This window comes from Saccharothrix hoggarensis (genome assembly GCF_052936025.1).
Genome location: NZ_CP193624.1, coordinates 3,653,554 through 3,665,737 on the forward strand (window position 1 = coordinate 3,653,554; position 12,184 = coordinate 3,665,737).

Below are 12,184 nucleotides of genomic sequence, written 5' to 3' on the forward strand. Positions count from 1 at the left end.
ACCCGTTCCGCCCGGAACGAACCGCGCCACCGGCCACCGCACCCCGCGTCCCGCCCTCCGAGGTCACCGCGCCGGCAGGCGCGCTTCCCCCAGCCACGCTTGGAAGAACGGCTCCAACGGCTCGCCGGCGCGCCGCTGGGCGAGCGCCACGAAATCACCGGTCGTCGCCGTGGCGTGCCGGTACGCGCCCGTCCACTCCCGCAGCGTCGCGAAGAACGCCACATCACCCAACCGCGAGCGCAGCTCGTGCAACGTCACCGCGCCCCGCTGGTACACGCGGTCGTCGAACAGGTTCGCCACACCCGGATCGCCGATCCGCACGTCCTGCGGCAACCGGGCCAACCGGGCCCGCGCCCGGTCCGCGAGCACCGCCGCCACCGGACCACCCGACCACTCCGACCACAACCACTCCGCGTAACACGCGAAACCCTCGTTCAACCAGATGTCCCGCCAGTCGGCCAACCCGACGCTGTTGCCGAACCACTGGTGCGCCAACTCGTGCGCCACCAGCCGCTCGTGCCCCCGCCGACCGTCCACGTGGTTCGCGCCGAACACCGACATGCCCTGCGCCTCGACCGGCACCTCGAGCTCGTCGTCCGTCACCACGACCTGGTAAGCCGCGAACGGGTACGGCCCGAAGAGCTCCTCGAACACCGCCATCATCCGCGGCTGCCGCCCGAAGTCGTGCCCCACCGCCCGCAGCAGCCGCGCCGGCGCCGCCACCTCCCGGCCATCCGCCAACACCACCCGCCCGTACCGGCCCACCTGCACCGACGCCAGGTACGCCGCCATCGGCTCCACCTGCTCGTACACCCACGTCGTCGTGCCGCCGGCCACGCGCCGGTCCACCACCACCCCGTTCGCCACCACCACGTACGCCGACGGTGCCGTCACCGAGATCCGGTACGACGCCTTGTCCCGCACCAGGTCGTTGCACGGGAACCACGACGGCGCCCCCACCGGCTGACTCGCCACCAGCGCGCCGTCCGCCAACCGGTCCCACCCCAGATCACCCCAGTGCCGCGTCCGCACCGGCCGCGCCACCCCCGAGTAGCGCACCTCCACCACGCACTCGCCGTCCACCGGCCGCGCCGGCCGCACCCGCAGCTTCCCGCCGCCGTGCACGTGCCGCGCCGGCCGGCCGTCCACCAGCACCCGGCCCACCGTCAACGTCCCGAAGTCCAGCACCAGCCGCGACGCCGGCCCCGACGTGACCACGCGCAACACCGCCCGACCCGCCAACCGGCCCGTGTGCGGCCGGTAGTCCAGGTCGAGGTCGTAGTGCGCGACCCGGTAACCCCCGTCACCGTGACCGGCCAGGTAGCGGCCCGTCATCGCCAGGCGGAGATCGGGTTCCCCAGCCACCGCGTGCCCGCCGGCACGTCCTCGCCGCCCATCACCAACGACGCCGGACCCACCGTCGCGTGCGCACCCACCGACGCGCCCGGCAGCACGATCCCGTGCGGACCGAGCGTCGCGCCCGCCGCCAACTCCACCTCGCCCATGCGCAGGATCCGATCATGGAACAGGTGCGTCTGCACCACGCACCCCCGGTTCACCGTCGCACCGTCATCCAACCGCACCAGGTCCGCCTCCGGGAACCAGTGCGACTCGATCCACGTGCCACGCCCGATCCGCGCCCCCAACGACCGCAGCCACACCGCCACCACCGGCGACCCGCCCGCCGACCCCACCAGCCACGGCACCGCCAACACCTCCACGAACGTGTCCGCCAGCTCGTTGCGCCACACGAACCCGCTCCACAACGGGTGCTCCCGCGCCCGGAACCGGCCCACCAGCAGCCACTTCGCCGCCGCCGACACCGCGCACGCCACCACACCCGCCGCCAGCAGCACCGGCCCGCCCAGCCACGGCCCGACCTCCGCCAGCGCGAACAGCACCACCACGACCAGCGCCACGTGGCACATCACCGGCACCACCCGGCACAACTCCACCAACGCCCGCGCCACCACCAACCGCCGCGGCGGGTCGAACGTCCGGCTCTGATCACCCCGCTCCACCGCGCGCGGCAACCGCATCGGCGGCATCCCCAGGTACGAGCTGCCCGCCTTGGCGCGCTTCGGCGCCGCCGACAACACACCCACCAGACCCCGGTTCGGCACCGAACGGCCCGGCGCCGTCATCCCCGAGTTCCCCAGGAACGCCCTCTTCCCGACCCGCGCCGCCGCGATCCGCAGCCAACCGCCGCCCAACTCGTACGACGCGACCATCGTGTCGTCCGCCAGGAACGCCCCGTCACCGATCGTCGTCATCTTCGGCAGCGCCACCACCGTCGACGCCTCCACCCGCCGACCGACGCGCATCCCCAACGCCCGCAACCACACCGGCGTCAACAAGCTCGCGTACAGCGGGAACAACACCACCCGCGCCGTGTTCACCAACCGCTCGGTCGTCCACGCCTGCCACGCGACCCGGCTGTGCACCGGGTACGTGCCCGCCCGCAACCCGATCCCCAGCAACCGCACCGACACCAGCACCAGCACGGCGTACCCGACCAGCCACGCCACCGTCGCCACCGGCACCGCGAGCAACGCCGAACCCAACGTCACCGGCTCCCGCACCACCAGCAGCACCGCGGGCGTCGCCGCCGCCACCGGCAACAACCCCAACGCCGACGTCGTCACCGCGTACACGAGCTTCCACCACCACGACCGCGGCGGACGCGGACCCGGCCGACCCGCCTTCCCCGACCGCGTCGCCGGCACACCGGCCCACCGCTGCCCCGTCGGCACCGACCCCGTCACACCCGACCCGGGCGCCACCTCCGCCCGCTTCCCGACCCGAGCACCCGGGAACAACGTGCTCCGCGCGCCCACCACCGCGCCCGCGCCGACCCGCACCCGGCCCACGTGCAACCGGTCACCGTCCACCCAGTGCCCCGACAGGTCCACCTCGGGCTCGACCGCGCACCCACGCCCCAACTTCAGCAAACCCGTCACCGGCGGAGCCGAGTGCAAGTCCACGTCCGGCCCGATCCGCGCCCCCAACGCCCGCGCGTAGTGCGTCAACCACGACCCGGCCAGGTTCGTCGCCCCGCTGAACTCCGCCAACCGCTCCGCCGTCCACAACCGCAGGTGCACCCCACCACCACGGCGATACGTCCCCGGACGCAGACCCCGCAGCAGCAGCCGCGCGCCACCCGCCGCGATCACCACCTTGCCCGGCGGGCTGACGAACACCAGCCACCCCGCCGCCACCCACCACCACGACACCGGCCCCGCGAACCCCAGCACGTTCCCCACCGCCGCCAGCGCCACCGACCACCGCGCGCCCACCAGCCCCAGCAACGGCACGAGCAGCACCACCTGCGCCACACCCGTCCACCGCGACGTCGGCACGACCTCCCGCGCCACGGCGCCGTGCCCGCTCAGCTCGTCCAGCCGCGCCGCCAACGCCCGCAACGTCGGGTGCTGGTAGATGTCGTGCACCGACCCGCTCGGGTAGCGCGTGCGGATCGTCGACACCAGCCGCGCCGCCGCCAGGCTCCCGCCGCCGTTGGCGAAGAAGTCCGCCTCCGGCCCCGCCACCCGCGACCCCAGCAGCTCCGCCCACTGCTCCGCCAGCCACGCCTCCGTCGCCGTCAGGCCCCCGACCGGCACGTCCGCGTCCAACGACGGCAACGGCCACGGCAACGCCGCCCGGTCCACCTTGCCCGACGTGCGCGTCGGCAACGTCCCCACCACCGCCAACAACGGCACCAACGCCGCCGGCAACGCCGACCGCAACCGCGCCGTCGCCTCGTCCCGGTCGAACCCGCCCGCGGCTTCCCGTCCCCCTTGCCCGGCGGCCTCGCCGTCCACGACGACGTACCCGACCAGCACCTGGTTACCGCCCTTGGTGGTGCGCACCGCGGCCGCCGCACCCACCACCGACGGCAACGCCTGCAACGCCGCGTCCACCTCACCGAGCTCGATCCGCCGCCCGCCCAGCTTCACCTGCTCGTCCGCGCGGCCGAGGAACACCAGACCCTCGGGCTCCGCGCGCACCAGGTCACCGCTCCGGTACGCCCGATCCCAGCCCAACGCGGGCAACGGCGCGAACTTCTCCGCGTCCTTCACCGGATCGAGGTAGCGAGCCAGACCCACGCCACCGATCACCAGCTCACCCGAACCACCCATCGGCACCAGCGCGCCCGCCGCGTCCACCACGGCCAACTCCCAGCCGTCCAACGGCAACCCGATGCGCACCGGACCGTCACCGGTCAACCGCGCCGCGCACGCCACCACCGTCGCCTCGGTCGGGCCGTACGTGTTCCACACCTCACGCCCGTCCACCGCCAGCCGTTCCGCCAACTCCGGCGGGCAAGCCTCACCGCCGAAGATCAGCAATCGCACGTCGTCCAACGCGTCCACCGGCCACAGCGCGGCCAACGTCGGCACGGTCGACACGACCGTCACCTCGCGCTCGACCAACCACGGCCCCAGGTCCACGCCCGTCCGCACCAACGCGCGCGGAGCCGGCACCAGGCACGCGCCGTGCCGCCAGGCCAGCCACATCTCCTCGCAGGACGCGTCGAACGCCACCGACAGACCCGCCAGCACCCGGTCGTCCGGGCCGATCGGGTCGTCGGGCAGGAACAGGCGCGCCTCGGCGTCCACGAACGCGGCGGCGGCCCGGTGCGAGACCGCCACGCCCTTCGGCCTGCCCGTCGAACCGGACGTGAAGATGATCCACGCGTCGTCGTCCGGGCCCGGCGCCCCACCCAACCCCATCGGCGTGCCGCGCACGTCGAGCGCCGCGCCACCGTTCCACTCCGCCCCGATCACCGCGCACACGCCGGCTTCGGCGAACACCAACTCGGCCCGCTCGTCGGGATCGTCGGCGTCCACCGGCACGTACGCCGCACCGGAGGAGAGAACCGACAACACCGCGAGGTACAGGTCCAGCGTGCCGGACGGGACGCGCACGCCGACCCGGTCGCCAACCCCCACCCCGGCCGCCGCGAGCACCGCGCTCCGCGCCGCCACCTCGTCCAGCAATTCCCGGTACGTCAAGGAAGTCGTGCCGTCGTCGAGCGCGGGGGAGTGGGGATGACGGCGGGCCGTCGCGGTGAGCACGTCGACCAACGTGCGCTCGTCCGCGGCCGGCGCGGCGCTGAAGAACCCCACCGTCTCGGGGTTCGCGTGGCCAGGCGCGGCCGACGTGCCGCTGTCGTGATCCGTGAAGTGGGCGATGGTCACCGGCGAGCACCGGTCGAAAGCAGACGCACTGTGTAACCCTCCGAGGCGTGAGACCGCTGCTCCGCACCCGGTCGGGACCGGCCAAGCAGCCAAGGCGACCGCAACCACGAACCGCCGACGTGCGACTTTACCGCCATTTCACGCCTCAGTCGCGCTGTCCGCAGCGCGAGTGGGTGGCGTCACACGCCGTGACCATCATGTGGACGCCCAAGTTGTCCACAACCCGCCCGCGCCGGCCCCGCGGGAGCCGCACTCACCGCTACCCTCGCCCCGGATCCCTTCCTGTCGCCCGAACGCCAAGGGAGACAACAACTTCCAGGCACGACGCCAAGATCACCCAATCGAGCGTAGTGAGCCCCAGCAGCCCATGAATGGTCACCCCAGGGGAAGTTTTCGGCCCACCACAACGTTGCTGGGAAAGAAGGAGGCGGCGGCGAGGCCCCAGCGCCCACGCATCCCAGAATCCCGTGCCCACCTATGAGGGAGTGGGCGCGGGAAGCTCCTTCTGCACCAGGGGAAGGATCTCGGTGCCCAGCAACTCGATGGCGTCCATCACGAGGTGGTGAGGCACACCGGACCAGTCCATCTGGAGGGCGTAGCGGTCGGCGTTGACCAGGCGTCCCACCGAGATCAGGCGTTCGGCCACTTCCTGCGGGCTGCCGGCGAAGATGGACCGCGCGCCGTCCGTCCAGTCGTCGTAGTCTGCGCGCGACGGCACGGACCAGCCCCGTGCCCGCGCGCCGTACTTCATGGTCTCCAGCCAGTACGGGTAGAACGCGTTCTTGGCGTCCTGCGAGCGGCGGGCCACCAGGCCGATCGCGCTCATGGTCACGTGAAGGTCCCGCGCGTCCTGCCCGCCGGCCTCGCCTGCCCGCCGGTAGAGGTCGACGAGGGGTGCGAAGCGCTCGGGCTCGCCCCCGATGATCGCGTACACGACCGGCAGGCCGAGGAGACCCGCGCGGATCGAGGACTCGGGGTTGCCGCCGGTGCCGACGGAGATGCGCAGCCGCTCGCCGTAAGGCCGCGGGTAGACGTGGGCGTCGCGCAGCGGCGCGCGGAACTTCCCGGACCACGTGATCGGGTCCTCGCGGTCGAGTTGGAGCAGCAGCGCCAACTTCTCCTCGTACAGCTCGTCGTAGTCCTCGAGGCTCGCCCCGAACAGCGGGAACGACTCGGTGAACGAGCCACGCCCGGCCAGCAGCTCGGCACGTCCCCGGCTGAGCTGGTCGAGGGTGGTGAACTGCTGGTACACCCGCACCGGGTCCTCGGTGCTGAGCACGGTCACCGCGCTGCTCAACGTGATCCGCGACGTGACGCTCGCCGCGGCGGCGAGGACCGTGCCGGGGTTCGAGATCGCGTAATCGGCGAGGTGGTGCTCGCCCAGGCCGTAGAACCCCAGGCCCAGCTCGTCGGCGAGCTTGATCCGCTCGACCGTCTGCGCCAACCGGTCGGCGACGGAGACCTGCTCACCGGTCAGCGGGTCACGGTGGCGGTCGCCGAAGCTGTAGACGCCGAGCTGCATTCCGCGAAGCCGCGTAGCACTTGTGGACACGTCAACAACCTAGCGCGACGATTGATGACACGTCAACATCTTGCTAGCTTGGTCGCATGGACGCACCCCGATGGCTGGACGAGCGCGAGGCGCGGGTGTGGCAGGCCTACCTCGCGGTGAACCGCGAACTGCACAACGCCCTCGAACGCCAACTCGTCCGCGACTCGGGCCTTTCCAACGCCGACTACGCCCTCCTCGCCCCCCTCTCGGAAGCACCGGACGGACTGGTCCGCTCACGCGACCTCGGCGCGCTGGTCGGCTGGGAGCGCAGCAGGCTGTCCCACCAGATCGGCCGCATGGAGAAGCGCGGGCTCGTCACCCGCGAAGAGTGCCCGGAAGACGCCCGCGGCTCGATGGTGCGACTCACGGCCGCCGGACGTGCCGCGATCGAGTCCGCCGCGCCGGCCCACGTCGACACCGTCCGCCGCTATGTCTTCGACGCCCTCACGGACGATGAGGTCGACGTCCTCGACCACGTCTTCCACCGGATCCTGGCCCGCGTCGACGGCGACGGCGACGGACGGCCCTAGCCGAACCGACGGCCCAAGCCGGACGGCGGCCCTAGCCGGAGGGCGGGGGGCGGCTGCAAGGGGGCGCGTGCGTGGTACGGCCCCCTCCCGACCCCCCACCCCCGGTGGCCGGGCGGCGGCCAACCCGCCTGACCCGCCCGGTGAGGTGTTCGGCCGTCGGGGTGCCGAACACCTCACCCAGGTTCGCGCACGGCCCAGCCCGCCCGCATCAGCAACCATCCGTATCCACCTCCGTATACGGACCGGCCGGCGACGTCCACCTGTCTCCGTACACCGCCGCCGTGAATACGGACCGAGGTGGATGCGCGCGGTGTGGTGGTCCCACCAGAGTGGGCGCTCCCAACCCGGACCCGGCCACCACCCCGGGCCGCACCACCACCCCCGGACCCCACCAGGAGACGACGTGCAGCTGACCACGGGCTTCGTCCCGGACCGACAGGCCCTCGTCGGCGGCCCGCTGCGCGGCTGGGACCACCACGCGCACGAGGACGCGCTGGCCCGCTCGGGCCCGGTCCACACCGCCGAACTGCCCAACGGCCTGGAGGTGCTGGTCACCACCCTGGGCCTGGACGCCACCCGCTCCCTGCTCAACGACAGCCGCCTGAGCAAGGACGCCGCCGGTCTCCGCGCCGCGATGCAGGACCAGCTGGCGCGCAAGGGCCGGCCGACGGACCTGTCCCGCATCATCGGCCCGTCGATGCTCAACACCGACCCGCCGCACCACCGCAAGCTGCGCGCCCTCGTCTCGCAGGCGTTCACGTCACGCCGCGTCGAAGCGCTGCGCCCGGCGGTGGAGAGGACCGCCGCCGAGATGGTCGCGGCCCTGCCCGCGGACGCGGACCTCATCGCCGGCCTGGCGTTCCCGCTGCCGCTGGCCGTGATCTGCGACCTCCTGGGCGTCCCGGTGGAGGACCGCGAGCGGCTGCACGAGTGGACCTCGGCGATGATGACCGAACGCCCGGAGCTGGTGGTGCCCGCGTCGGACGCCATGGTCGGCTACCTCGCCGGACTGATCGAGTACAAGCGCGACCAGCCGGACGACGCCCTGCTCAGCGGCCTCGTCCAAGCCCAGGTCGACGGTGACCGGCTGACGCCCGAGGAGCTGCTGACGACCGCGATCCTGCTCATCGTGGCGGGCCACGAGACGACGACCGGCCTCATCGGCAACGCGGCCGTCGCCCTGCTCGCCACCCCCGGAGCGTGGACGGCGCTGAACACGGACACGGTCGGCGCCGCGATCGAGGAGACGGCCCGCTGGGACTCGCCGGTCCGGGTGACGCCCCACTACCGCGCCGTGGCCGACATCGACCTGCCCGGCGGCGGCGCCATCCCGGAGGGCGCCGTGGTGATGATCAGCCTCGGCACGGCGGGCCGCGACCAGGAGGTGCACGGCCCGACGGCCGACTGGTTCGACCCGACCCGCGCCCCGGCGTCCGGCAACGCGGCACTGGGCCACGCGACGTTCGGCCACGGCGTCCACTACTGCCTCGGGCACCACCTCGCCCGCATCGAGGCCCGCGCCGCGCTCATGGCGCTTCGCGAGCGCTACCCGAACGCCCGCCTCGCGGTCGACCCGGCGGACCTGGAGCGGGGCGACAAGGTCGTGACCAACACCTTCGCCACGGTCCCCGCACGGCTCGAACCCTGACGACAAAGGCCACGCCGGCCGCCACACTGCCGCACATGGCTGATCAACGGACCGCGCCGGTCACCGGTTTCGGCGTCAAGCCCACCCTGACCGGCGACCTGGTCGTGCTGCGCCCGGTGACGGCCGACGACGTGCCCGCGCTGATGCCGATGTTCCGGGACGCCGAGGTGGCGCGGCTGACGGGCAGCCACGGCAGCTCCGGCGGCGACGAGCCCGACCGGGCGCGGCTGCACGCCTGGTACGCCACGCGCGGCGACCAGGGCGACCGGCTGGACCTCGCAGTGGTCGAACGGGCCGGCGGTGCCGTGGTCGGCGAGGCGGTGCTCAACGCGTGGGACCGGGACAACTTGAGCTGCGGCTTCCGGATCGCCCTCGTGCCGGGCGCCGTCGGCCGCGGCCTGGGCACCGAGGCGACCCGGCTGATCCTGGGCCACGCCTTCGAGGACGTGGGCGTGCACCGCGTCTCGCTGGAGGTGTACGCCTTCAACGCGCGCGCCCGCCGCGTCTACGAGAAGGTCGGCTTCGTCGCGGAGGGCGTGCTGCGAGACGCGCTGCTGTGGCGGGGGGAGCGGGTGGACGCCGCCGTGATGTCCATCCTCCGACCGGAGTGGCAACGCCACGGCGGCCACCCGGACCGGCGGACCCGCCCGGCACACCCGGACCGGAACCGCCCGGCGCGGCGCACCCGCCCGACCTAGTCGGTCATCCCCGCCAGCAGGGTGATCAGCTGGTGCCGGTTCGTGATGTCGAGCTTGCGGTAGATGCGGGTCAGGTGGGTGTGCACGGTCGCGGGGGAGATGACGAGCCGGGTCGCGACCTCCGGGTTGGACAGCCCGTCGCCGACCAGCCGGGCCACGTTCCACTCGGCCGGGGTGAGCCCGGCCGGACGGCGGTCCGCCGGCTCCGGCGCGTCCTCGACCTGGTCGAGGACGGCGGCCAGCGCCTCGTCCACCGACTCGGCCCGGCTCGCGTAGACCCGCCGGTACTCGTCGTCACCGAGCACGGCCCTGGCCCGCGCGATGGCCTCCTCACTGGCCCGCGCGAACGGCACCAGGCCGCCGATCCGCACACCGGTCACCCGGTGCAGCCCGTGCGCGAGGCCGAGCATCCGGGCGGCGGCACGGGCGTCACCGGCCCGCGCGTGCGCCCAGCCCAGCGCCTCGATCGTCCACAGTGGACCCCACTTGTCGCGGATCTCCCGCTGCACGCGCAGACCCTCCGCCAGCACGCCCAGCGCCCGCTCCGGATCGCCCCACCGGGTCTCGACGACGCCGCAGCACCAGTGCGCCCAGCTCAGCCCCCACTGCGCGCCCAACCGCTCGCACGCCGCGTGGAACTCGTCCGCCGCCGGCTCCGCCTGCTCCCGGGAACCGAGCAGCACCAGCGACACGGTGAGCAGGATGTGCGCGAGGTGGTGGTCCACGGCGAAGTCCGGCCCGAGCGCCCCGAACTCCTCGTGCGCCTGCCGCAGCAGCTCCACGCCGTCGACGGCGCCGAGCGCCAGCACCGCGTACGCGCCGCGCACGAACGTCACCGCGGGCAGCGGCACGGCCACCTCACGTGCCAGGGCCGCCGCTTCCTCCACCCGCCGCGCGACGACCTGCCGCTCCACCCCGAGGCACAGGGCGATCCACGCGTCGAGGGCGATGGCGCTGGCGCGCAACGGGTCCGCGGTCACCGGCGCGGCGGCCAGGGCGCGGCCCAGCCACAGCCGCTCCTCGGGTAATCGACCGGCGTAGGTGTACCAGCGGGTGCGGGCCAGGTCGACGCTCATCTGCAGGCCCTCGTGCGCCGTGGCGGGCGTGCCGATCAGGTCGGCCAGCACCACCCGGTGGTTGGCCATGTCCGCGTCGACGGCCGCCAGCAGCGCGGCCTCGTTCCGCCCGGCGAACGCGCCGGCCAGCCGGGCCGCGTCACGGCGGAAGAACTCCTGGTGCCGCAGCCGGACGTCCAGCGTCTCGCCGGCGTCGCGCAGCCGGGCCGCGCCGTGCTGCCGCAACGGCTCCAGCAGGTGGAAGCGGCTGCGGTCGGCGGAGGCCAGCGCGATCGACTTGTCCAGCAGCCCGGCCAGCGCGTCGGCCACCTCGTCGGCGGGCAGCCCGTCACCCGAGCACACGGCCTCCGCCGCGGGCAGGCTGAACCCGCCCTCGAACACCGACAACCGCGCCCACAGCAGGCGTTCCGCGGGCGTGCAGTGGGCGTGGCTCCAGTCGATCAGGGCGGCCATGGTCTGGTGGTGCTCGACCGCCGTGGTGTCGTTCGCGGTCAGCACGCGCATGACGTCGTCCAGCCGGTCGGCCAGCAGCGACACCGGCATGGACCGCATCCGCACGACCGCCTGCTCGATGGCCAGCGGGATGCCCGCGACGCGGCGCAGCACGCGCACCACGTCCGGCCAGTTCTCCGGCGTGACCCGCCAGCCGGGCACGCTCGCCTCGGCCCGGTCCACGAGCAGCGCGACGGACTCGTAGTCGAGGTCCATCGGCGCGTCCTCGGCGGGCACGTCCAGCGGCGGCACCACGACCAGCACCTCGCCGGGCACGCGCAGCCGGGCGCGGCTCGTGGCCAGGACGCGCACGCCGGGCGCCGCGCCGAGCACCGCGCGGACCAGGTGCGCCACCGGCTCCACCAGGTGCTCGCAGTTGTCCAGCACCAGCAGCACGCGCCGCGGCGCGAGGTAGTCGACCAGCGTCTCCAACGGCGTCGTCGTGGCCTGGTCCGGCACGCCCACGGCGCTGGACACCACCTGCGCCAGCAACTCCGGGTCGCCGCCGCGCGCGGACGCCAGCTCCACGACGCGCACGCCGTCGTCGTAGGCGCGGTGCACCTGCGCGGCCAGCTCCAGCGCCAGCCGCGTCTTGCCGCCGCCGCCGACACCGGTCAGCGTGATGAGCGGCGCGACGCCGATCCGCTTGCGCAGCTCGGCGAGCAGCTCCTTCCGGCCGACGAACGAACTGAGCGCCCGCGGCACTCCTCCGCCTCCCGCTGCCCGCTCGGTCATCGGCACACCGTACGACACGTGCCCGTCCGATCACGGTGAGATCCACGAAGCGACACCCGCGCGGCCCAGCCCGCAAAAAGTTGCGACGATTCCTCGCGGTCGAGGCTCCTCAGAGGACTTGCGGCTGATCAGCCCGGGTCTGGCCTGCAACTACTTGCACGCCCTTGCGCAATGATGCGCGACCAGAGCGGCCATGCGATCAAGATCACCACGCCTGACCTTCTTATTGGCAGCCACGGTGAGCGGGGCCGG

At 73.4% G+C, this 12,184-nt stretch carries 7 protein-coding genes; 3 read left to right on the plus strand and 4 right to left on the minus strand.

Annotated elements, in window-relative coordinates; all coding sequences use genetic code 11:
* Positions 1-63: 63 nt before the first annotated feature.
* The 3 genes from ACRAKH_RS16740 to ACRAKH_RS16750 form a co-directional block, all read right to left on the minus strand.
* Complete coding sequence (locus tag ACRAKH_RS16740) at positions 64-1,335, minus strand: M1 family metallopeptidase (RefSeq protein ID WP_380722903.1); 1,272 nt, start codon at positions 1,333-1,335, stop codon at positions 64-66.
* A complete protein-coding gene (locus ACRAKH_RS16745; RefSeq protein ID WP_447009931.1) occupies positions 1,332-5,201 on the minus strand; it encodes a Pls/PosA family non-ribosomal peptide synthetase in 3,870 nt (1,289 codons plus the stop codon). Before ACRAKH_RS16745 ends, ACRAKH_RS16740 begins: the two co-directional genes overlap by 4 nt.
* 475 nt (positions 5,202-5,676) lie before the next feature.
* A complete protein-coding gene (locus ACRAKH_RS16750) occupies positions 5,677-6,723 on the minus strand; it encodes an LLM class flavin-dependent oxidoreductase (protein WP_380722899.1) in 1,047 nt (348 codons plus the stop codon).
* Between the two features lie 86 nt (positions 6,724-6,809).
* Between ACRAKH_RS16750 and ACRAKH_RS16755 the strand changes: the two genes are divergently transcribed.
* The 3 genes from ACRAKH_RS16755 (at position 6,810) to ACRAKH_RS16765 (ending at position 9,629) form a co-directional block, all read left to right on the plus strand.
* A complete protein-coding gene (locus ACRAKH_RS16755; protein ID WP_380722875.1) occupies positions 6,810-7,283 on the plus strand; it encodes a MarR family winged helix-turn-helix transcriptional regulator in 474 nt (157 codons plus the stop codon).
* A 403-nt stretch (positions 7,284-7,686) separates the two neighbouring features.
* Complete coding sequence (locus tag ACRAKH_RS16760; protein ID WP_380722873.1) at positions 7,687-8,931, plus strand: cytochrome P450 family protein; 1,245 nt, start codon at positions 7,687-7,689, stop codon at positions 8,929-8,931.
* A 35-nt stretch (positions 8,932-8,966) separates the two neighbouring features.
* On the plus strand, positions 8,967-9,629 hold the full coding sequence (locus ACRAKH_RS16765) for a GNAT family N-acetyltransferase (RefSeq protein ID WP_380722871.1): 663 nt from the start codon (positions 8,967-8,969) through the stop codon (positions 9,627-9,629).
* Here the strand turns inward: ACRAKH_RS16765 and ACRAKH_RS16770 are convergent.
* A complete protein-coding gene (locus ACRAKH_RS16770; protein WP_447009932.1) occupies positions 9,626-11,932 on the minus strand; it encodes an ATP-binding protein in 2,307 nt (768 codons plus the stop codon). The two genes, ACRAKH_RS16765 and ACRAKH_RS16770, sit on opposite strands and share 4 nt — an antisense overlap.
* Between the last annotated feature and the right edge of the window lie 252 nt (positions 11,933-12,184).